The organism is Cytobacillus sp. IB215665 (genome assembly GCF_033963835.1).
GTDB lineage: Bacteria > Bacillota > Bacilli > Bacillales > SM2101 > Nanhaiella.
Window position 1 is genome coordinate 41,973 of the sequence record NZ_JAXBME010000002.1, and the last position, 21,737, is coordinate 63,709.

The following is a 21,737-nucleotide window of genomic DNA, read 5'->3' on the forward strand; positions in this document are numbered from 1 at the left end:
CGTTTTTTGGTTGTTTAATTAAGCATTTTTATTGTTTTTTACCACAAAGCTCCCCTTCCACCTTCTAAGTATGAAAAACCCACAGTTGAGACGATGATGTATATATACGTTGTGCTATTGCACTGGTTTTTGGGAATCTTTTAAAGTGAATTTTGTCTCTGATGATCCCTACAAGCATACAACAGCAATACGGTGATATACGTGACTGTAAAGGGTTTTAGGAAAAAATTCAATTTGTATACTTTGCTATATCGTAGAATGACAAGTATTAAATTAAAGGGAAAACGGCCTTTCTTATAAACAGCGAAAATGAAACTTCTAAAATAATCAAATCCCCCATATATATATAAACAGGTGTTGGCAAAAGGGGGGACAAACTTGATTGAAATTTATTTTCAAAATAAATTAGATGCAAGTGAAGTGTGTGAGAGGTTAAAAAGTGGAACTGACCAATCAGTTCTAATTACATATGATTTTGCCCATTTAGTTAAAATTGGCCCTGACAAAGATATGAAAAAGATTATAGATATGCTTGTTATCCCTGTGCTCCTAAATTACATAATTGATAAAAAGGAGGATGATTGGTTACAATCATTTATTGTAAATTCATTTTATTTTAAAAACACGGACGAACAAAGGCAAATAATTGAGATAGCACATACAATATTTAATGGGGAGAGAAATGATCTCCCAGCTATGAAATGTGCTCAATCTAGAATAACACTTATTAGACAATCATTAGAAGATTTTTTGCACGAATCTATATCGTTTTCATTCGATTCTTTTATCCGTTTTCGCTTAAAGAAATATTTTCAACAATTATTGGAATACACGGAACTAGCTATAGATGAGTATAAGCTTGAGCAGGAATATCAAAATTTTATTCAAACATTACGTGACTTACTACACGTACGACAAGCGATTTATTCCAAGGTCCATCTTTTACATGATAATGGACATTTATTCCATTTTTTTAATGATCAATATGAACAATTGCAAAGGGAAGATTTAACGAAACAAATAGATCGAAAGATGATGATTTCGCAATCTATTTACATAGATTCATCTGTGATTGCACCTCTTGTATCGCTAGCACCACAATCAGTAATTATTTATAGTGATGAAATTGATCATAGTTTAATACAAACCATTCACAACATTTTTCAAGAACGTGTAAAGATCTATCCAAAACAAGATTTTCAGCAATTAAGTCACTACAATAGATAATGGACTGAAAAATATTTGTATAATGGGCTTGATTTTCGACACTAATAAAAATATAATTACCTACATAAATAATTTTTGAACAACTTCTTTAAAGGTTATGATGAGGACATGGGTATCATTTTTACGGTTTATAGAGAGGGAAGACACGGCTGAAATCTTCCTAACACGAAAAATATACTTACCACCTCTAAACTTCAGTAGTGAACGATTGTTTTCAATTTATTAATTACTGGCGGGATATCCGTTATCTATGTCTTGAGCTTACTTTATCTACTTTTGCATGACGATAAGTAAGAAACAAGGGTGGAACCACGAGACCAAACTCGTCCCTTTTTTAGGGATGGGTTTTTTTGTTTTCGCTGTTTTCCACATTGGATTGTTGTTGTTGAGGTTAATTACATTAAATGATGAAAAAGGAGTGAGTAGGATGTCAGAAATGATTAACATGACATTTCCAGATGGTGCTATTAAGGAGTATGAAAAAGGAATCACGACAGAAGATATTGCGGCATCCATAAGTCCTGGATTAAAGAAAAAGGCAATTGCAGGAAAATTAAATGGTGAGCATATTGATCTTCGATCACCAATTTTACAAGATGGTACTGTTTCCATCATTACACAAGGTGAGGATGAGGCGTTAGAGATTTTACGTCATAGTACAGCCCACTTATTGGCACAAGCGATCAAACGTCTTTATAAAAATGTGAAGCTTGGTGTAGGTCCAGTAATTGAAAATGGATTTTATTACGATATTGATATGGAAGAATCTATTCGTCCAGACGATTTACAAAAAATAGAAAAAGAAATGAAAAAGATTGTTAATGAAAATATTGAATTTGTACGTCATGAAGTGAGTCGTGAAGAAGCAATAAAGCGTTTTGAAGAAATAGATGATGATCTAAAGCTTGAATTAATAAATGATATTCCAGCTGGTGAGACTGTATCAATTTATGAGCAAGGCGAATTTTTTGACCTTTGCAGAGGAGTTCATGTTCCATTTACGAGCAAAATTAAAGAATTTAAGCTGCTAAGCATCGCTGGGGCATACTGGCGTGGTGATAGTAAAAATAAGATGCTTCAACGTATTTATGGAACAGCTTTCTTTAAAAAAGAAGAGTTGAAGGAACATTTACGCTTTCTAGAAGAGGCAAAAGAGCGCGACCATCGAAAAATAGGAAAAGAATTAAACTTATTTTCTAATTCAATAACAGTAGGACAAGGACTACCATTATGGCTACCAAAAGGTGCTACTATTCGAAGAGTAATTGAGCGTTATATCGTTGATAAAGAAGAAAAGCTAGGGTATCAACACGTCTATACTCCAGTATTAGGGAGTGTAGATTTATATAAGACTTCTGGACACTGGGATCATTATCAAGAAGACATGTTTCCTAAGATGGAAATGGATAATGAAGAATTAGTATTAAGACCGATGAATTGTCCACATCACATGATGATTTATAAAAATGAAATTCATAGTTATCGAAAACTACCAATTCGAATTGCTGAACTAGGTACGATGCATCGTTACGAAATGTCAGGTGCTTTATCCGGGTTACAACGTGTTCGGGGTATGACATTAAATGACGCTCATATTTTTACTAGGCCTGATCAAATCAAAGATGAATTTATTCGTGTTGTCCGACTAATTCAAGAAGTATATAAAGACTTCGGTATTAATGATTATTCTTTCCGTTTGTCTTATCGGGATCCTGAAGATAAAGAAAAATATTTTGACGATGATGTCATGTGGGAAAAAGCACAAAGTATGCTAAAAGAAGCGATGGATGATCTGAAATTAGAGTATTATGAAGCAGATGGAGAAGCGGCTTTCTATGGACCAAAGCTTGATGTTCAAGTTAGAACTGCATTAGGTAAAGATGAAACTTTATCAACTGTACAACTTGACTTTTTATTACCTGAACGGTTTGATCTCACTTACGTTGGTGAGGATGGCAAACAGCATCGCCCAGTTGTTATTCACCGTGGGGTTGTATCTACAATGGAAAGGTTCGTAGCATTTTTAATTGAGGAGTACAAGGGAGCCTTCCCTACATGGTTAGCTCCTGTACAAGTTGAGGTCATTCCAGTCTCTCCTGATGTTCACCTAGCGTATGCCAAAGAGGTACAGGAACAGCTTCAAGCTCAAGGGTTCCGAGTTGAATTAGATGAACGTGATGAAAAGATTGGATATAAAATCCGTGAGCACCAAATGCAAAAAGTTCCTTATATGCTTGTTGTTGGTGATAATGAAATTAGTGAAAAAGCAGTGAATGTGCGAAAATATGGAGAGCAGAAGTCTGAGACAGTTCCATTTGTTGAATTTTTAGAAGGATTGACAAAAGAGGTTAATCGTTAAGTACTAATATTTTCATGTTGCATATTAAAATGGAATTTGATAGAATAATAAACGTTGCTTGATAATATTCTTTTTCTTGACACAATTAATTGTTAATGATAAAATAGCTAAGGTGAAAAAAGAATACTTGTTTGTTAAAAAGAAGAAGCACCCGCTTCTCACCTGTTTGACGCATGTTTGCAGTTGCCAGGTATACGATATGTGTCTTTACTAATAAATCGTAAAGTGTGGGTGCCTTGTGTACTCACACTTTTTTGCATGATTGGTCATATTTTATCCATGATTAAAGTGGAACAATACTTGTCAATTGTTGTAGAGTACACAATAGTTCAAATAATGTGTTTAAAAAACCTTGGAGGTGGCTACTTATTAGCAAGGATATGTTCGTCAATGAGAGCATACGTGCTCGCGAAGTTCGTTTAATTGGTAAAGATGGTGATCAGCTTGGAATTAAATCTAAGCATGAAGCATTAGAAATTGCAGCCAGAGCGAATCTTGATTTAGTTTTAGTTGCTCCAAACGCGAAACCGCCAGTTTGTCGTATTATGGACTATGGAAAATTCCGTTTTGAACAACAGAAAAAAGATAAAGAAGCACGCAAGAATCAAAAAGTTATTAGTCTGAAAGAAGTTCGTTTAAGTCCAACTATTGAAGAGCATGACTTTAACACAAAACTTCGTAACGCTCGTAAGTTCCTTGAAAAAGGAGACAAAGTTAAGGCGTCAATTCGTTTTAAAGGGCGAGCAATTACGCATAAAGAAATTGGTCAACGTGTATTAGATCGCTTTTCAGAAGCTTGTAATGATATAAGTGTAGTTGAATCAAAGCCCAAAATGGAAGGGCGCAGCATGTTTTTAATATTAGCACCAAATAATGAAAAGTAATGAAATGAGGAGGAACACCTTATGCCTAAAATGAAAACTCATCGTGGCGCTGCAAAGCGTTTTAAGAAAACTGGATCAGGGAAACTGAAGCGTTCACACGCTTATACTAGCCATTTATTTGCTAACAAATCTACAAAGCAAAAACGTAAACTACGTAAAGGTACATTAGTAAGCTCAGGCGATTACAAACGTATTCGTCACTTGCTTGATAACTTAAAATAATTCGTTTTATATACAGGGAGTTCAAATTAGTGGAGAGAACAAGCCGATGATTAGTGTATAGCATTCACGAAGAGTGAAAGTAAGCTAACACACTTATCTAAAGCTTAATTCTCCTGATATTTTGATCATCTTATCGATTTTAGGAGGAAACTACTATGCCAAGAGTAAAAGGCGGTACAGTGACGCGTCAACGTCGTAAAAAAGTAATAAAATTAGCTAAGGGATATTACGGTTCTAAACATACATTATATAAAGTTGCTAATCAACAAGTAATGAAATCATTAATGTATGCATACCGTGATCGTCGTCAGAAAAAACGTGACTTCCGTAAGCTATGGATCACTCGTATTAACGCAGCAGCACGTATGAATGGTCTTTCATATAGCCGCATGATGAACGGTTTGAAAATTGCTGGTATTGAAGTAAACCGTAAAATGCTAGCTGATCTTGCTATTCATGATGAAAAAGCATTTGCTGAGTTAGCTACTGTTGCAAAAAACAGCTTAAATAAATAATGATAAAAAAGGTCATTCTCATACGTTGAGAATGGCCTTTTTATGAGATAAGAAAGTTTATATTTTTCAAAGTTTTAAATGCTGTATGTCGGTAAATCTAGTGGTTAGGAAAAAACGTATTAAAGTGAAAAGTGTTGGTAGGTGGAGTCTGGATGACATTGACATACAGGATGTGGGTGTTCTTAGGTTGATTTGGAGGCACTTGGCAGTTTGTAGGAGGGAGGGAGAATAAATGAAAGAAGTATTTTTACTTTTATATGTAATAATAAATTTAGTTGGATATGTTGTCATGTATATTGATAAAAGGAAAGCAAAACAGCAAAAGTGGAGAATTTCCGAGAAGTCACTTTGGTATACCGCGTTTGTTGGAGGAGCGTTCGGTTTATGGATAGGAATGTACCACCATAGACATAAAACAAAACATAAAATATTTACTATTGGACTTCCTATAGTAGCAATGGCACAAATATTGATTTTTACATCAATATTAGTTGTTTTGTCATAATTGCTACTTGTAAAGTATATCATGAAATAGCACTTCTATTGTCGTTCACATTTTAGATGCCTTTAGAATCAAAAACAAAGATAAATATCCTCTTGCACTTAATAGTTGTGCAGCATAGATCGATGGGGTGAGCTTGTGAATGAAGCTATGACAATGTTATTTGTTATTACTGATTCTAGTGGTTACATGGCTCCGATTGTTTTTATTTTTTTTCATCTGGTTCGACAATTTATTTTTATCCCAGTACCGATTGTATGTATAGCAGGTGGAGTGTTGTTTGGAGCTGTTTTAGGAACGGTGTATTCAATCATTGGTTTATCAATGGCGGGTATTATGTTTTTTATTTTATTTCAATATATCCCTAAAGTATTTCAAAAAGTGCTATCTCTAAAAAAGAAATGGTTAGGAGATCATGTGAATTTTACAATTGCTCAAATATCAATTTTGCGCTTAATTCCTTTTATTCATTATCATTTGTTATCGTTATGTATAGTAGAAATATCCAAAAATTTCAAAGACTATTTAAAGTTCTCTGTAATGGCAAATATTCCAGTAGCCTTATTTTACACAGTTTTTGGCCAGTTTATGAAACAGTTTTCTCCAACACTAATTATTACAATTTTGTTATCATTGACTTTATTATTTTATCTTTTAAGGGAAAAGCAAGTGATCATTAAGTGGGGAGAATTTTTTTCAGAAAAATAAAAGTAAAGGTAACTTCTGCGTTCAGTTACCTTTATTTTTGAGTGACTATGCCGCTTAGCTCTCCAGCAAGTTTCACTTCAGTTCAAAAAATTTCAATAATACGATTTACTCCGCTTGGATTAAAGAGTTCCGTTATTGTTTTTATTATGGATGTGTTTGCACAACTAGTTTCACGTCATCTTTTCTACAATAAAACAATAGGTCCCTCCTTATCTAACTATATAATATAGAAAAACATAAAAGTCTAATTTAAAAACTCTTTAATAGGACTTTTCCAATCGATTTTTGCATTTGGATAGTGCATTTTTAAGTGCTGTTCAATAATTAAAAAATCGTCACGATTGAGCCCTTGTAATTTTGATACATCTTTTGCCCAAACAAACATTGATACGACCTCAAACGCTTTATCGGTTGTCCCTAAATACTTCTCACCTTCAAAAAGGACCCCTTGGTAAGTTAACATAAAGTTTTTATGAACGTTATTTGGATTATCTAATAAGAAATATTTTTTTTGCTCGTGTGCCAGTTCAAGTTTTCTTTTAGGATTTAAAATGTATTTGACCATTCTATATATAATAAAAATAAGAAGTACAATGATAGCAAGACGAATGAATAATACAAACATGTTCAACACCCTCACACAATATAGTTTGCTATCTATACGAATGAAATTTAAAAAGGTTTCAAATATATTTTAATTTGTTATAATTTTTTTATTAAATAGTACAGAATAGTTTTATGTCGTAATTGTAGTATAGGAGGATATATATGACGAAGCAATTAGATGAAACGTTAATGATGCTAAAAGATTTAACAGATGCAAAAGGAATTTCTGGAAATGAGCGAGAAGTACGTGAAGTAATGGAGAAGTACATATCCCCATTTGCCGATGAAGTGAAAATAGATGGTTTAGGAAGCTTAGTTGCGAGAAAAACGGGTATGGAAAAAGGACCAAGGATAATGTTAGCAGCCCACTTAGATGAAGTAGGCTTTATTGTAACACAAATTGATAAAAATGGTTTTATTCGTTTCCAAACAATAGGTGGTTGGTGGTCTCAGGTAATGCTCGCACAACGAGTGACTATCGTAACTAAATTAGGTGACATAACAGGTGTAATAGGTTCAAAACCTCCTCACCTTCTTTCTGTACAAGCACGAAAGAAGCCAGCCAACATTAAAAATATGTATATTGATGTTGGTGCTTCAAGCAAGGAAGAAGCAGTTGGATGGGGGATTAGTCCAGGTGATCAAATTGTTCCTCATACAGAATTTACAGTGATGCAAAATGAAAAAATGCTTCTTGCTAAAGCCTGGGATAACAGAGTTGGGTGTGCCGTAGCGGTTGAAGTAATGAAAAGATTGGACATTGAGAATCATCCTAACGTCTTCTATGGGGTTGGAACAGCTCAAGAAGAAATAGGGTTACGTGGTGCTAAAACGTCTGCGCACATGATTCAACCTGATATCGCAATAAGTGTTGATGTAGGAATCGCTGGTGATACGCCAGGCGTTAATGAAAGTGAAGCTGTAGGAAAAATGGGAGAAGGTCCTCAAGTAATATTATATGATGCATCAATGATAGCCCACAAGGGATTACGAGATTTCGTAACAAATATTGCTGAAGCCCATAATATTCCTTATCAATTTGATCTAATTACTGGTGGCACAACTGATTCGGGTGCAATTCATTTAACTGGCAAAGGAGTTCCTACACTCACAATAACAATCCCTACTCGGTATATTCACACAAATGCTGCATTGCTTCATCGAGATGATTACGAAAACACTATTAAGCTAGTTGTAGAAGTGATTAAACAGTTAGATGAAAGTAATGTCCAAAAAATAACTTTTAATTAATTATTTTTTACGCAGCTGTCTATAGTAAGTTGTTGTTCATATTTTCATCGTAGCTTATCATTTGAAAAATAGCTGATCTTATTGTACAACTTAGGCATCAATAGTAACAAAGCTTACAAAAAGATGTAAGCTTTGTTACATATTTTTTATAAAGCTTATTGTTGTTTTAAGATATAAGCACGTATTCACCTAGCGTTCGTGGCATCTTTTTTTCTGTGCATCTATGACTAACAACAGCTTCATTTTATTGCTAAGCTTTAAAGTTTATTTATTGGATAATATGTCCATACTATCTTCGCACCATTGTATTGTTGCTTTTACGATTGATTGTCCATGTGATAAAGTAAGCATCCAATAATCAAAGTGAGGATCGTCCTTTTTTCTAGATATTAAAAATTGCTCAGTCGTATTTAAAGTTTGTAATATATCTTCCATTTTTTGTCGGTATTGAATTATCTGTTCAATATTTTGTTCTACAGTTAGATATTGGCCATAAAAAACCTTGAGTAATAATTCGTTTTTATGGATAGGAATTTTTTCAATCGGCTTTTCCAGCCAATTTATGAACTCTTGCCTTCCTTGCTCAGTAATCGTATAAACTTTTCGGTCGGGCTTTCCTTCTACTTTTTCAATATGTACAACTGCAAGTTCCTGATCTACTAGCTTCTTAAGGGTTGGGTAGATTTGTCCATAACTTTCCTGCCAAAAATGCTTGATACTACTCTCAATGGTCCTTTTTATTTCATACCCAGTTAAAGGTGAATACATTAACAAGCCTAAAAGTGTGTACATCGTCTTATTCTCTCTTGACATACAATTACCTCAATTCAAATACAATTATATATACATCTAAAAGTTATATATCTAAATGATATATGTGGATTGTTAAAATGTCAAACTAAATTAAATATACCATTTATTTTCTCTCTTGACATCTTTTGTAGCTATTTATAAAATTATATCTATAAGATATATATCTTTTTGATAAAGGGGGAAGGAAAATGTCTAGTTATGATGTATTAGTTATTGGGTCAGGAATTGGTGGACTTTGTTCTGCAGCGAGGTTATCAAAGCTTGGATACAAGGTAGCAGTTTTTGACCATCATGTTCGTCCAGGTGGTTATGCAACTAATTTTCCACGAAAAGGGCGTTATGAATTTGATGTATCTTTACACGGTATTGCAAGTTTGGAAGAAGGTCAGATTTGTTATGACACCTTTTCAAAATGTGGAATGATGGATCGAATCACTCCTATAAAAAAAGAACATCCATATACTGTTGTATGGGACGGGAAGAAAATTGATATTCCACAAGACCCTGATGAATATTTAACTTATTTGCATAAAATGTTCCCACATGAAAAAGAAGGTATATCAAATTTATTTAAGGACTTAATTTCTTTCAGTAAAGAGATGAAGTTTTTGACTGATGCAACTATACCTAAGGATGAAAAGAAACAAACAATATTTATGCATGCACAGTTATTTATTAAATGGTCACAAATGTCTACTGAAGAAGTATTGAATGAGTATGTAAAAGATGAGGAGTTTATTGCAATTTTCACGTTGCTATGGCCTTATTACGGTCTGCCACCTAAAACTCTTTCTGCACATTACTTTTTTGTACCGTGGATAGGCTATCATCTGGACGGCACTTACTATGTAAAAGGTGGTGCACAAGCAATCGCAGATGCGTTAGTTGATGTTATCCATGAAAATGGTGGAGATGTATTTTTACGTCAAGAAGTAACGGAAATTATTGTAAAAGAGCAAAAAGCAAAGGGGTTAAAAACAAAAAAAGGTGATATATTTGAAGGGAAATGGATTATTTCAAATGCGAGTCCACAAATGACATTCGCCAATTTATTAGGTAATGAGTACAAAGATAGCTCTTATGTTCAAGATTTAGAGAAATTAGAAATCGGTCCTTCAGTAACTCAACTATATATTGGGTTAAAAGATGATCCAGCAAAATATAATTTAGTTGATGAGGATATTGTATTTGTGAAGGAAAAGGACCCTAGTAAAGATTACAATTACTTACGGGAAGGGCAATATACACAAGCTAATTTCGGTATAACTAATTATTACAAATTAGATCCTGAATTAAGTCCTAATGGAAAACCAATCATTGCGCTAGCCTTTATTGACTTTATTGCAAATTGGCCTGAAGATAAGGAAAAATATGCGAAAAAGAAAGAAGAAGTAACAAATTATTTATTAACACAATTAGAAGAGAATTATCCCGGTATCACTAGTAGTATAGAAGTATTAGAGTTAGGTACGCCAAGAACGATGCAAAGATATACAAAAAACCCTGCAGGTGCGGTATATGGATTTTCCCAAACTGTTGATCAATCTGGATTAAATCGGTTAAGTAGACAAACACCTATTGAAAACCTGTCGTTAGTAGGGGCATGGACACGCCCTGGCGGTGGTTATCAAGGTGCTGCATTATCTGGAGCAAGTGAAGCGGATAAAATTCATAGTTGTTTACAACAATTAGTAAAATCAAGTTGATTTTTAACATTGATTTAGAACATATAGGGGAGACCCTTCCTCTCCCCTATATGTTCAAAACTTCTTTCATTGGCTGTTTATCATTGTTTCAATCCATCTTCAAGTGTTTGCAACATTTCATGTTTTTCCTCTTCAGTTGCATTCTCCCAAATTACTTCAAATAAAACGCCTAATCCTGGTAACATTTTTTCTTCTCCTCGTTGAATAGCATCAACAATTGTATTTTCTAATTCTTGTTGTGAATTTCCAGATACGTTTGTAAGGATTGCTTGACGCAAGTTTAAGTTCATATTTATCATCCTCTTCATTGTGTAATGTAATATAGCGATAGTTTTTGTGTAATTCACTGTTATTATGTATAATAGGTAAAGTTTAAATATGGCTCTTTTCGTAAATTTTATTGCTATTGGTCGCATATTAGTTCCATAAAAAGTAGTTTACATATTAGTTATCGTTGTATGGAAGAAAAGATGCCATGAATACTAGTTGTGTACGTGTTTATTTCTTAATACGAAAAACAATAATTAATGCAAAAACAGCCTTAAATATTGAGCAAAATAAAAGGAGTTTACTTAGTTGAGACGAATTGAATCCTCTAAAAATCCAAAAGTGAAGCAATGGAAAAAGCTTCATACGAGAAAAGAACGAGAAAGAACAGGACTTTTTCTCGTTGAAGGTTTTCATATGGTGGAAGAAGCACTACATACAAATGGTACGGTGAATGAGCTAATTATAAATGAAAAAACTGAAATACCATCAAAGTGGGATATAACGAATATAGATGTTACATACGTCAATGATGAAGTAATAGCAGTTATAAGTGAAACTGAAGCACCTCAAGGTATATTTGCAGTTTGTAACAAATTAACATTGGACACTAGTTTAGATAATAGAAATAAATATTTACTTATTGATGCTGTACAGGATCCAGGAAATGTTGGAACGATCATCCGAACTGCAGAAGCGGTTGGCATTGATGCGATTATTATAGGAAATGGGACTGTTGATGTATATAATCCAAAGGTACTTAGGGCAACTCAAGGAGCGATCTTTCATGTACCAGTTGTAAAAGGAAGCCTTGTCGATTGGATGAGACTATTGAAAGAAAAGAATGTATCGGTCTTTGGTACATCTTTACAAAATGGTGTCGATTATAGAGAGATTACCCCCCGATCCAAATTTGCTTTATTAGTTGGAAACGAAGGTAATGGGGTAAATGAAGAACTGCTAAAAAGTACGACATCCAACATTTATATACCTATATATGGAAAAAGTGAATCATTAAATGTTGCCGTTGCAACGGGGATTGTACTTTATCATTTTCAACAATAAGGTTGCATAAGCAATTATTTTTAAATATAATAAAGCAATAGTTATTTTGTATAAATCAAAATAGTGTAAATGAGTGTTCTGTTTCAGAACTTTGAACAACCTCTATAAATATTAAAAACTTTGACAGAGAAGAGTAGCTTATCGATCGCCATGTAGGGAGAAAATGCCGATGACTGAAAGCATTTTTATGGTAGAAATAAGTGAATTCACCTCTTGAGTTGGCACTTAGACCATTTTGGCGTTGGCTAAAATGTAAAGGTGTACCGGGCCTAGTTCCGTTATCTAAATGAAGTGAACAGCTTTCAAGACTTCGTAGCTGTTAACAAGGGTGGTACCGCGATATACCTCGTCCCTTCTTTTAGGGACGGGGTTTTATTATGCTTTCAAAGTTTGTTAAGAATTGTCTAGCTCCATTACTTGTAGGGGAGTGATTGAAGACAACAATTCACAGTTGCTTAACAGTTGTTATTGAATGTCATAGGTTTTCTGAGATATGTAGCTGTATTTATATGCTCGAAATCATGGCTATTTCATGGGAGATCGCGCTATAATCCAGCGTTTGTTAAAAAGCATGAAGCTTGTTAATTAAAAGGAGGTATAAAACATGCAAGAACGATTAAAGGAGCTTCAACAAGAAGCAATTGAAAAAGTTAACTTAGTAGAAGATTTAAAGCAGTTAAATGATATTCGTGTCCAATATTTAGGAAAGAAAGGCCCTATTACAGAAGTATTAAGAGGTATGGGTAAGCTATCTGCTGAGGAAAGACCTAAAATGGGGGCTTTAGCGAACGAGGTAAGAGAAGCTATTCAAACTGCATTAGAAGAAAAGAAAACGAAACTAGAAAAACAAGCAGTCGAAGAGCAATTAGCATCCGAAACAATTGATGTCACGCTGCCAGGTAGGCCGATTGCTGCTGGGAATCCACATCCTTTAACGGTCGTTATTGAAGAAATTGAAGATTTGTTCCTTGGTATGGGTTATACGATAGCAGAGGGGCCAGAGGTTGAGCAAGATTACTATAATTTTGAAGCATTAAATCTACCTAAAGGACACCCTGCCCGTGATATGCAGGATTCCTTCTTTATATTAAACGATATTTTACTTCGGACACATACTTCACCAGTGCAAGTAAGAACGATGGAAAAACATCAAGGTAAAGGGCCTGTGAAAATCATTTGTCCAGGGAGAGTGTATCGACGAGATACCGACGATGCAACACACTCGCATCAATTTATGCAAATAGAAGGACTTGTAGTTGATGAAAATATTAGCTTAAGCGATTTAAAAGGTACGTTAGAAGTATTCGCAAAGAAAATGTTTGGTGATGAAAGGGAAATTCGTCTTCGTCCTAGCTTTTTCCCGTTTACAGAACCATCGGTTGAAGTTGATATTTCATGTATGAAATGTAGTGGTAAAGGTTGTAACATTTGTAAAGGTACAGGCTGGATTGAAGTACTAGGGTCAGGGATGGTGCATCCAAACGTGCTTGAAATGGCGGGTTTTGACTCGAAAAAATATTCAGGCTTTGCCTTTGGAATGGGTCCAGATCGAATAGCGATGTTGAAATACGGAATTGATGACATACGTCACTTATATACAAATGATCTTCGTTTCTTAAAACAATTTAACCGAGCTTAATGAGGAGGGATAAACATGTTAGTCTCATATAAATGGTTACAGCAATATGTCGATGCATTGGCTGTAACTCCTGAAGAACTTGCAGAAAAATTTAATCGTACTGGTATTGAAGTAGAAGTAGTAGAATCTTTAAATAAGGGCATAAAAAATGTTGTTGTTGGTCATGTGTTGTCAAAGGAGCAGCATCCAAATGCTGATAAACTAAGCGTATGTAGCGTTGATATCGGTGATAGTGAACCTGTTCAAATTATTTGTGGTGCGGCAAATGTCGCTGCAGGACAAAAGGTAGCCGTTGCAAAAGTAGGTGCGGTATTACCTGGAAACTTCAAAATTAAAAAAGCGAAGTTAAGAGGCGAGGAATCCCATGGGATGATTTGTTCACTTCAAGAGCTAGGAATTGAAGCGAAGGTCATTCAAAAAGATTATGCAACAGGTATCTTTGTTTTTCCTAACGATGTTGAAGTTGGTAGTGACGCACTCGAACAGCTTAACTTAGATGATCATGTGTTGGAGTTGGAGTTAACAGCGAATCGATCTGATTGTTTAAATATGTTAGGTGTGGCGTATGAAGTAGGTGCAATGTTGGGGAAAGAGGTTGAACTTCCTCGTTTTCAACTACAGGAAAGCAATGACATGGCTTCAGATTTAGTTTCAGTGAATATTGAAGATCATGACGCTAATCCACTATATATTGCTAAGGTAATAAAAAATGTCAAAGTAGGTCCATCACCTTTGTGGTTACAAACTCGCCTCATGGCAGCGGGTATTAGACCGATCAATAATGTAGTTGATATTACGAATTATGTCCTACTTGAATACGGTCAACCATTACATGCGTTTGATTATGACCGTTTTGGATCAAAAGAGGTACTTGTGCGTCGTGCTAAACCTGGAGAGGAGCTTACTACGCTAGATGATGTAAAACGCTCATTAACAGAAGATGACCTTGTCATTACAAATGGAAATGAGCCTGTAGCGCTTGCTGGGGTTATGGGTGGAGCTGATTCTGAGGTCCGTGAAGATACTACAACGATTTTATTGGAAGCTGCTTACTTTAACAGTGGTGTCGTACGAAGTAGTTCTAAAAGCCATGGATTAAGGAGCGATTCAAGTGCGCGTTTTGAAAAAGGTATAGATCCGAAACGAACGCAAGAAGCGGCAAATCGAGCAGCATATTTAATGATGGAATATGCTGGAGGAGAAATCGCTAGTGGTGAGGCCATCAGTGATACACTACAACTACAACCTGTTGTCGTGTCGGTGTCTGTTCAACAAATCAATCGTTTACTCGGGACGTCAATTTCGAATGAAGAAGTTGCTAGCATTTTTCATAATCTCCAGTTCTCATATACTGTAGATAATGATGTTTTTGTTGTCACTGTTCCAACAAGAAGAAACGATATTTCAATTCCAGAAGATTTAGTTGAAGAAGTAGGGAGATTATACGGTTATGATAATGTCAAATCGACTCTCCCTATCGGTGAAGCTAGACCAGGTATATTGACTCCTTATCAAGCGAAACGTCGTAAAGTACGTCGTTATCTTGAAGGAGCAGGCTTATATCAAGTAGTGAATTACTCATTAACGAGTGAGGAAAAAGTGAAACAGTTTGCATTAGAAGAGGCAGAGCCAGTGCGTTTAGCCATGCCGATGAGTGAAGAGCGTAGCATGCTACGTTTAAGTTTAATACCTCATTTACTTGATGTAGTAAAACATAATAGTGCTCGACAAATTGAAGATATTGGAATTTATGAAACAGCATCGGTATTTGTATCATCTGATAAAGATGCACTGCCAAATGAAAAGGAACATGTTGCTGGAGCATTGACTGGCCTTTGGTCATCCCACTTATGGCAAGGTGAGAAGAAAGCAGTAGATTTCTATGTCGCAAAAGGTGTTTTAGATGGCTTATTTAGCCACTTAGGTTTGGAGGAGCGCATTCAATACAAACAAATAAAACAAGATCTTCTTCATCCAGGACGAACTGCACAAATCTTATTTGATGGAGACGTATTAGGTATCATTGGTCAACTTCATCCAATCACCCAAAATGAACTTGATTTACAAGAGACTTACGTATTTGAATTGTCATTAGAAAAGCTACTTCAAGCTGAAGTTTCGGAACTTAAATATAATCTCATTCCGCGCTTCCCTTCAATTACTAGAGATATAGCACTCGTTGTCAATAGTGAAGTAGCAGTTGGTGATTTAAAGAAAACAATTATAGAAGCGGGTGGAGATCTGTTAAAGAATGTTTCGATCTTTGATTTATACGAAGGTGAGCATATGGAGCAAGGCAAAAAATCAGTAGCCTTCTCTTTACGCTATTTAGATCCAGAACGTACGCTTACTGATGAAGAGGTAACAGCTGTCCATGAAAATGTTTTAAAGGCTGTCGAAAATCAGTTCGATGCAAAATTAAGAGGTTAGTTTTGAACTATCATACTAAACGTGTTAATAAACATTAACAAAAGGTGTCTCGAGTTATATCGAGACACCTTTTTTTGTAAAAAACTGTATATGAATCCAAACACATATAAGGATTTTTCATATATATAATTACAACAATGCGAGATGAGAGGTGAGAGAATGGAAAGTGAAAATTGTAAGTGTAAAGTGGTCCCAAAACCACCATCCGGCCCACAAGGACCAGCAGGTCCACCTGGATTAAGAGGGCTACAAGGAACGCAAGGACTACAAGGAGCACAAGGGGCTACTGGTCCACCTGGATTAGACGGTGTTCAAGGAGCACAAGGGGCTACTGGTCCACCTGGATTAGACGGTGTTCAAGGAGCACAAGGGGCTACTGGTCCACCTGGATTAGACGGTGTTCAAGGAGCACAAGGGGCTACTGGTCCACCTGGATTAGACGGTGTTCAAGGAGCACAAGGGGCTACTGGTCCACCTGGCCCTGTACCAATGCTTAGTTTTAGAGCAGAAACTGATGGTCAGGATATTCCAGATCCTTCAACCGCTTTAAAAGTAACATTCCCAATTGAAGATTTTGAATTTGGTGGAAACAATTATGATACTAGTACTTCTATATTTACTGCACCGTCGGATGGTGTTTATCATTTTAGTACATCTATACAAATTGAGACTTCGGATGGTGATGCCCAAACTACTATTAATTTAGTACTAAATAGCTCAACTAACATATCATGTCAATCAATTGAGGGACCAGGATGTTGTACTACAGATACGTTAATTCAATTGCAAAGCTTAGATACAATATGCGTTACAATAGATTATGATAGCCAACAGAGTGCGAATGGAAGTATTCCAATTAATAGAGTATCATGCTTCACTGGACATATGGTTCATACAACATAATGAACTTCAAAGGAAGTCATGTATATGACAAAGTGTCTCGGATCAATACGAGACACTTTTTTATATGCATGCTCTTCTTCTAGTTAGTGCATAATTTTGTACATACATAAGAGAAGAAGGAGCTATGGTGTTTGTGCAATAGCATTATATAATGGTTATCCTATCACCGTTTATCTTTAGACTAATTTCTTCGCTTTCTCCGTATTTGCGAAATGGTATTTAGTATATTGTTTTAGCTTTTGAATACCTAACTTTGAAATTAGTTTCGCAGCTGCTTTGTCAACTTGAGGGCCAGCTCCTTTAGGTAGCTCCATCCCACATTCTTTACTCAATTTAGTCATTTCTTTCAAAAATGCGTAACGTGCAATTATTGACGCAGCAGCCACAGCCATATGGATACCTTCAGCTTTCGTACTGAAAAAAACATGGTCTTTAACGATTGTTTTCTCTTTTTGTAAATGTTTATAATAAGTCGGCGGTTCAGCGAATTGATCAATTAATATCCCGTCATGCTTTGCTGGATCAATTTTCTTTAATACGTGTTGAATAGCTCGGTTATGTAGAATAGCTTTCATTTTTCCTTGGGTCATACCACTAGCTTGTAAGTCATTATATTTTTCATTATGTAAAATAAGTAAACTATATGGAATGATTGATATGATGTTTTTTGCAATTGAACAAATCTTTTCATCTGTTAAGCCTTTTGAATCTTTAACTCCTAATTCCTTCAATAACGGAATGTGTTTTGTTTCAACGAAGGTAGCGACTACAGCAATAGGTCCGAAATAGTCGCCAGTCCCTACTTCATCAGAGCCGATAATTGAAAGAGTTGAAATATTATCTGGCGGAGAATACTTTGTTTTCGTAGCTCCTTGTGTGGACTTCTTGTTAATATTGTTATTGGAAGTTGAAGGGCTGTTTTGTTGTGACTCCCAAAGCTGTGCTTCCTGACTTCCTTCTTTACCTTGAAATAATACTTTTCCTGAACGATATGCAGTTATAGTAAAAGTTGGTCCTTTAGCTATAAAAATAGCTCCTGGTGGTAAAGCACCACCACTAATATTTTCATAGTGTTTTTTCATTTTATTGATGGTAGCTATATCAACTGTAATAACAGAATTAGCCAACTATAAACAACCCCTTCACAGATTCATTTTATGAAGTAATGCTCTTGTCCTAAAATTTTTACTTTTGATGCTAAAATTGAATAGCTAGATTATATATGATAGGTATAGTGCTTCAAGCACAAAGGTGTTACGGTTATTGTATTCGTATATGTCATAGAATACGAAAATACAATGAGGATGAAAGTTATCAAAAACAGCTAATATCATCAATCATAATACTCAAGAGGCAAATTCAGAGATTTATATAAATATAGTACCCCATGATCTTTATACCCCCATTATACCTTCATTATACTCTGTATTCATTTCTATTATGGAATTCTTTCCACAACTACTTTATTCATGGTATGATAAAGATTAGGATTTTGATGAAATGGGGGACAACAAGTTGTCAGAGAAATCTAAAACGAGAACAACTGTTGATATATATGGTCAGCAATATTCAATTGTAGGATCAGAGAATACTAGTCATGTGCTAAAAGTAGCTTCAATAGTAGATGAAAAAATGAGAGAAATAGGTAGGAAAAACCCTTATTTAGACGTTCATAAATTAGCGGTGTTAACCGCTGTTAACGTAGTTCATGATTACGTAAAGCTGACCGAAAAATGTGAAAAACTAGAACAACAAGTAAACAAAGAAAAGGATTGAATTTTAAATGCTTGATCTTATTTTAATAATTATTCTTATTGCAGGATTTTTAATAGGCTTAAAGAGAGGATTCGTACTTCAAATTATTCACTTCTTTGGGTTAATTGTTGCATTTGTTTTAGCATCAATCTATTATGACACACTAGCACCCAAATTAATTCTTTGGATTCCATATCCAACAATTGGTGAAGGGAGTGCATTAAATTCTTTATTTGAAAATATGAACCTAGAGGATGCATATTATAGAGCAATCGCTTTTGTTATCATATTTATAATGGTCAAGATCATTATGCAGATTATTGGATCGATGCTTGACTTTGTTGCTAATTTACCAATCTTAAAACAAATCAATGGATGGGCAGGAGCTATTCTAGGTTTCTTAGAAGTTTACATCATCTTATTTGTTGTGCTTTATATTGTAGCATTGTTACCAATAGACTTTATTCAAATGCCTATACAAGATTCATTTGTGGCTAATATGATGATAAAACACACCCCAATTTTTTCATCAATGATTAAAGATCTTTGGTTTGAGTATGTTGCGGGATAAATTTGGAGTGAAATCCGTTTTTAGAGGATAGTTCATCGACCAGTTGTTTTTGGTGTGAATTACCCTCTTTTTGTTTTCGCACTAAGTTATAAACTCTTAGACATCTAACGTTCGTGGCACCTTTTCTAGTTTGAAAATGATGTCAACTGATAGCCGCTTTAATTTGTCATAAGAAACAAATTTTACGACAAGAGCTATTTCTATTTCGTAGTTGTACATTTTTTGAAAAAAACTGTATTATTTTTATAGAAAAGTAAGGCTTTTCACGATATACGCTCTTATGGTATGTTCAATTTTGTATACACCCTCTTATTGTCTAGTCTGGAGCAATTTACGTCATTATTTCTAAAAGGCTGTTTTCGAGTATGATGTTTTTTGTATACATAAAATATACAAGAATACGACTAGATTTCGTGGCATCTATTCTGCTATAAAACAATGACTTTTGAGTAAAAACCTTCTAGTTAAGAGCTATAGCAACAAAGTTTATGAAAAGAGCCTTTTAAAAAGATAAAGTAATAATAGCCATGACACTTTTCTTATATTAAGACAGAATCAAAGGAGTGGTATCGTTGGAGATGAATAAAAAAGAAATTATTAAGCTACTTGAATCAATTGCAATATATATGGAACTAAAAGGAGAAAATCCTTTTAAAATATCAGCATTTCGTAAAGCAGCATCAGCGTTAGAAAACGATGATCGAAGCCTTTCTTCAATTAATACCTTTACTGATATACCAGGAATAGGTAAAGGTACATCTACGGTCATTTCGGAGTTTATTGAAAGTGGAGAGTCCTCTTTATTAACAGAATTGAAAAAAGAAGTACCAACGGGTCTTATTCCATTATTGAAATTACCTGGGGTAGGCGGCAAAAAAATTGCAAAGCTCTATAAAGAATTAGCAGTTGTTGACGCTGCTTCATTAAAGGAGGCTTGTATTGCAAATAAGGTACAAGCATTAGCCGGATTCGGGAAAAAAACAGAGGAAAAAATCCTTGCTGCTATTGAAGATATGGGCTCTCGGCCCGAAAGGTTGCCTATTGCATTTATGCTGCCGATAGCTAATGAAATTGAACAGGCATTAGCATCTATGGATGGCGTGATACAATATTCAAGAGCTGGCAGTTTAAGAAGAATGAAAGAAACAATCAAAGATTTAGACTTTATTATTGCTACAAATGACCGTGATATAGTTAGAAAACAACTTATAGAGCTTAAACATATGACAACTATCATTTCAAATGGAGACACAAAGGTTTCAGTTCAATTACAATATGATTATGAAGTTTCTGTCGATTTTCGCTTGGTTTCACCTCTTGAATTTGCTACGACACTACACCATTTCACTGGTTCTAAAGACCACAATGTTCGTATGCGTCAATTAGCAAAAGAACGAGGTGAAAAAATAAGTGAGTATGGTGTCGAGAATATAAATACAGGAGAAACGACGACTTTTTCTTCAGAAGAAGATTTTTATTCTTATTTTGACTTGAATTATATTCCACCTGAACTTCGTGAAGATGGTAGTGAAGTAACTACATCCTTTCATTCAAAAGACTTAATTTCCTTAGAAGATATTCAAGGTGATCTACATATGCATTCGACATGGAGCGATGGTGCGTATTCAATAGAAGAGATGGCTGAAGTGTGTAGGGATAAGGGATATAAGTATATGGCCATTACGGATCATTCACAGTTCTTACGAGTAGCTAATGGCTTAACAGTTGAACGCTTAAAGGCTCAAAGAGAGGAAATTAGAAGGTTAAATAAAAAATATGATGATTTTGTCATATTCGCTGGTGTAGAAATGGACATATTACCAGATGGTACATTAGATTATGATGATTCGGTCATGAAGGATATGGATATTGTTATTGCATCCATTCACTCTAGTTTCTCTCAACCAAAAGAGATCATAATGGAGAGGTTAACAACAGCATTACGTAATCATCATGTTGATATAATTGCTCACCCTACAGGCAGGTTGATTGGGAGGCGTATGGGGTATGATGTAGATGTTGATATGCTAATTGAACTCGCAAAGGAGACTAATACCGCGTTAGAGTTAAATGCAAACCCAAACCGTTTAGACCTTTCATCAGATCACCTTCGAAAAGCGCAACAGGCAGGATTGAAGATTGTCATAAATACGGATGCTCATAATATTGAAATGCTTGAGGATATGTCGATCGGTGTATCAACTGCAATGAAGGGTTGGGTAAAAAGCGCAAATGTGATTAATACATGGGACGTAGAAAGTGTTCGGGCTTTTTTACATCGACATGAGAAATAATACTAACATATATTTGACCT

Annotated in this window: 20 protein-coding genes and 3 other annotated features; of the genes, 16 read left to right on the forward strand and 4 right to left on the reverse strand. The window is 35.0% G+C overall.

From position 1 onward, the window contains the following. Positions 1 to 378 precede the first annotated feature (378 nt). The 7 genes from ytxC to SLH52_RS02270 all read left to right on the forward strand — a co-directional run bounded on the left by ytxC (position 379) and on the right by SLH52_RS02270 (position 6,417). On the forward strand, positions 379 to 1,227 hold the full coding sequence (gene ytxC / locus SLH52_RS02240) for a putative sporulation protein YtxC (protein WP_320207682.1): 849 nt from the start codon (positions 379 to 381) through the stop codon (positions 1,225 to 1,227). 88 nt (positions 1,228 to 1,315) lie between these two features. Further along, positions 1,316 to 1,561: a binding site (T-box leader), on the forward strand. Positions 1,562 to 1,654: 93 nt separating this feature from the next. Then, positions 1,655 to 3,586: a threonine--tRNA ligase gene (gene thrS / locus SLH52_RS02245; protein WP_320207683.1), complete on the forward strand. Its 1,932-nt coding sequence runs from the start codon at positions 1,655 to 1,657 to the stop codon at positions 3,584 to 3,586. Positions 3,587 to 3,719: 133 nt separating this feature from the next. Then, positions 3,720 to 3,848: a sequence feature (ribosomal protein L20 leader region), on the forward strand. Positions 3,849 to 3,966: 118 nt separating this feature from the next. After that, entirely contained in the window at positions 3,967 to 4,470 is a 504-nt protein-coding gene (gene infC, locus SLH52_RS02250; protein WP_214481693.1) for a translation initiation factor IF-3, read from the forward strand. A 21-nt stretch (positions 4,471 to 4,491) separates the two neighbouring features. Then, positions 4,492 to 4,692 carry a 50S ribosomal protein L35 gene (rpmI, locus tag SLH52_RS02255; protein ID WP_214481585.1) on the forward strand — a complete coding sequence of 67 codons (201 nt, stop codon included), beginning with the start codon at positions 4,492 to 4,494 and terminating at the stop codon, positions 4,690 to 4,692. A gap of 155 nt (positions 4,693 to 4,847) precedes the next feature. After that, the gene (gene rplT / locus SLH52_RS02260) at positions 4,848 to 5,207 is read left to right on the forward strand and encodes a 50S ribosomal protein L20 (RefSeq protein ID WP_214481584.1); all 360 of its coding nucleotides are present in this window, start codon (positions 4,848 to 4,850) and stop codon (positions 5,205 to 5,207) included. A 232-nt stretch (positions 5,208 to 5,439) separates the two neighbouring features. Continuing rightward, the gene (locus SLH52_RS02265) at positions 5,440 to 5,712 is read left to right on the forward strand and encodes a DUF1294 domain-containing protein (RefSeq protein ID WP_320207684.1); all 273 of its coding nucleotides are present in this window, start codon (positions 5,440 to 5,442) and stop codon (positions 5,710 to 5,712) included. Between the two features lie 135 nt (positions 5,713 to 5,847). After that, on the forward strand, positions 5,848 to 6,417 hold the full coding sequence (locus SLH52_RS02270) for a TVP38/TMEM64 family protein (RefSeq protein ID WP_320207685.1): 570 nt from the start codon (positions 5,848 to 5,850) through the stop codon (positions 6,415 to 6,417). Between the two features lie 244 nt (positions 6,418 to 6,661). Here the strand turns inward: SLH52_RS02270 and SLH52_RS02275 are convergent, their stop codons facing one another. After that, on the reverse strand, positions 6,662 to 7,042 hold the full coding sequence (locus tag SLH52_RS02275) for a sigma-w pathway protein ysdB (RefSeq protein WP_320207686.1): 381 nt from the start codon (positions 7,040 to 7,042) through the stop codon (positions 6,662 to 6,664). 143 nt (positions 7,043 to 7,185) lie between these two features. Between SLH52_RS02275 and SLH52_RS02280 the strand changes: the two genes are divergently transcribed. Beyond that, on the forward strand, positions 7,186 to 8,274 hold the full coding sequence (locus SLH52_RS02280; protein ID WP_320207687.1) for a M42 family metallopeptidase: 1,089 nt from the start codon (positions 7,186 to 7,188) through the stop codon (positions 8,272 to 8,274). Between the two features lie 264 nt (positions 8,275 to 8,538). Here the strand turns inward: SLH52_RS02280 and SLH52_RS02285 are convergent, their stop codons facing one another. After that, positions 8,539 to 9,087, reverse strand: a complete 549-nt coding sequence (locus tag SLH52_RS02285) for a PadR family transcriptional regulator (protein WP_214481579.1) — start codon at positions 9,085 to 9,087, stop codon at positions 8,539 to 8,541. Positions 9,088 to 9,275: 188 nt separating this feature from the next. Here SLH52_RS02285 and SLH52_RS02290 point away from each other — a divergent pair, with 188 nt between their 5' ends. After that, on the forward strand, positions 9,276 to 10,793 hold the full coding sequence (locus SLH52_RS02290) for an NAD(P)/FAD-dependent oxidoreductase (RefSeq protein ID WP_320207688.1): 1,518 nt from the start codon (positions 9,276 to 9,278) through the stop codon (positions 10,791 to 10,793). An 80-nt stretch (positions 10,794 to 10,873) separates the two neighbouring features. Here the strand turns inward: SLH52_RS02290 and sspI are convergent, their stop codons facing one another. After that, positions 10,874 to 11,083: a small acid-soluble spore protein SspI gene (gene sspI / locus SLH52_RS02295; RefSeq protein ID WP_214481577.1), complete on the reverse strand. Its 210-nt coding sequence runs from the start codon at positions 11,081 to 11,083 to the stop codon at positions 10,874 to 10,876. A 286-nt stretch (positions 11,084 to 11,369) separates the two neighbouring features. On the opposite strand from sspI, the gene SLH52_RS02300 reads away from it, so the two are divergent. From SLH52_RS02300 to SLH52_RS02315, 4 genes are all read left to right on the forward strand, one after another. Further along, on the forward strand, positions 11,370 to 12,125 hold the full coding sequence (locus SLH52_RS02300; RefSeq protein WP_320207689.1) for an RNA methyltransferase: 756 nt from the start codon (positions 11,370 to 11,372) through the stop codon (positions 12,123 to 12,125). A gap of 111 nt (positions 12,126 to 12,236) precedes the next feature. Continuing rightward, positions 12,237 to 12,482 (forward strand) — a binding site (T-box leader). Between the two features lie 247 nt (positions 12,483 to 12,729). Then, on the forward strand, positions 12,730 to 13,764 hold the full coding sequence (pheS, locus tag SLH52_RS02305; RefSeq protein ID WP_320207690.1) for a phenylalanine--tRNA ligase subunit alpha: 1,035 nt from the start codon (positions 12,730 to 12,732) through the stop codon (positions 13,762 to 13,764). A 15-nt stretch (positions 13,765 to 13,779) separates the two neighbouring features. Beyond that, on the forward strand, positions 13,780 to 16,194 hold the full coding sequence (pheT, locus tag SLH52_RS02310) for a phenylalanine--tRNA ligase subunit beta (RefSeq protein WP_320207691.1): 2,415 nt from the start codon (positions 13,780 to 13,782) through the stop codon (positions 16,192 to 16,194). A gap of 159 nt (positions 16,195 to 16,353) precedes the next feature. Then, on the forward strand, positions 16,354 to 17,097 hold the full coding sequence (locus SLH52_RS02315; RefSeq protein ID WP_320207692.1) for a C1q-like domain-containing protein: 744 nt from the start codon (positions 16,354 to 16,356) through the stop codon (positions 17,095 to 17,097). Between the two features lie 176 nt (positions 17,098 to 17,273). Here the strand turns inward: SLH52_RS02315 and rnhC are convergent, their stop codons facing one another. Beyond that, positions 17,274 to 18,224 carry a ribonuclease HIII gene (gene rnhC / locus SLH52_RS02320; RefSeq protein ID WP_320207693.1) on the reverse strand — a complete coding sequence of 317 codons (951 nt, stop codon included), beginning with the start codon at positions 18,222 to 18,224 and terminating at the stop codon, positions 17,274 to 17,276. A gap of 388 nt (positions 18,225 to 18,612) precedes the next feature. Between rnhC and zapA the strand changes: the two genes are divergently transcribed. The 3 genes from zapA to polX all read left to right on the forward strand — a co-directional run bounded on the left by zapA (position 18,613) and on the right by polX (position 21,717). Continuing rightward, positions 18,613 to 18,873: a cell division protein ZapA gene (gene zapA, locus SLH52_RS02325; protein ID WP_320207694.1), complete on the forward strand. Its 261-nt coding sequence runs from the start codon at positions 18,613 to 18,615 to the stop codon at positions 18,871 to 18,873. Positions 18,874 to 18,880: 7 nt separating this feature from the next. Continuing rightward, complete coding sequence (locus tag SLH52_RS02330; protein ID WP_320207695.1) at positions 18,881 to 19,423, forward strand: CvpA family protein; 543 nt, start codon at positions 18,881 to 18,883, stop codon at positions 19,421 to 19,423. 578 nt (positions 19,424 to 20,001) lie between these two features. After that, positions 20,002 to 21,717, forward strand: coding sequence for a DNA polymerase/3'-5' exonuclease PolX (gene polX, locus SLH52_RS02335; RefSeq protein WP_320208044.1), 1,716 nt, complete (start codon positions 20,002 to 20,004; stop codon positions 21,715 to 21,717). Positions 21,718 to 21,737 lie beyond the last annotated feature (20 nt).

Bases quoted from the DNA above. Each gene is read 5' to 3' on its own strand.
- thrS (WP_320207683.1), top strand. From the start codon at position 1,655: ATGTCAGAAATGATTAACATGACATTTCCAGATGGTGCTATTAAGGAG.
- infC (WP_214481693.1), top strand. From the start codon at position 3,967: ATGTTCGTCAATGAGAGCATACGTGCTCGCGAAGTTCGTTTAATTGGT.
- rpmI (WP_214481585.1), top strand. From the start codon at position 4,492: ATGCCTAAAATGAAAACTCATCGTGGCGCTGCAAAGCGTTTTAAGAAA.
- rplT (WP_214481584.1), top strand. From the start codon at position 4,848: ATGCCAAGAGTAAAAGGCGGTACAGTGACGCGTCAACGTCGTAAAAAA.
- SLH52_RS02265 (WP_320207684.1), top strand. From the start codon at position 5,440: ATGAAAGAAGTATTTTTACTTTTATATGTAATAATAAATTTAGTTGGA.
- SLH52_RS02275 (WP_320207686.1), bottom strand. From the start codon at position 7,042: ATGTTTGTATTATTCATTCGTCTTGCTATCATTGTACTTCTTATTTTT.
- SLH52_RS02280 (WP_320207687.1), top strand. From the start codon at position 7,186: ATGACGAAGCAATTAGATGAAACGTTAATGATGCTAAAAGATTTAACA.
- SLH52_RS02285 (WP_214481579.1), bottom strand. From the start codon at position 9,087: ATGTCAAGAGAGAATAAGACGATGTACACACTTTTAGGCTTGTTAATG.
- SLH52_RS02290 (WP_320207688.1), top strand. From the start codon at position 9,276: ATGTCTAGTTATGATGTATTAGTTATTGGGTCAGGAATTGGTGGACTT.
- sspI (WP_214481577.1), bottom strand. From the start codon at position 11,083: ATGAACTTAAACTTGCGTCAAGCAATCCTTACAAACGTATCTGGAAAT.
- pheS (WP_320207690.1), top strand. From the start codon at position 12,730: ATGCAAGAACGATTAAAGGAGCTTCAACAAGAAGCAATTGAAAAAGTT.
- pheT (WP_320207691.1), top strand. From the start codon at position 13,780: ATGTTAGTCTCATATAAATGGTTACAGCAATATGTCGATGCATTGGCT.
- SLH52_RS02315 (WP_320207692.1), top strand. From the start codon at position 16,354: ATGGAAAGTGAAAATTGTAAGTGTAAAGTGGTCCCAAAACCACCATCC.
- SLH52_RS02330 (WP_320207695.1), top strand. From the start codon at position 18,881: ATGCTTGATCTTATTTTAATAATTATTCTTATTGCAGGATTTTTAATA.
- polX (WP_320208044.1), top strand. From the start codon at position 20,002: ATGAATAAAAAAGAAATTATTAAGCTACTTGAATCAATTGCAATATAT.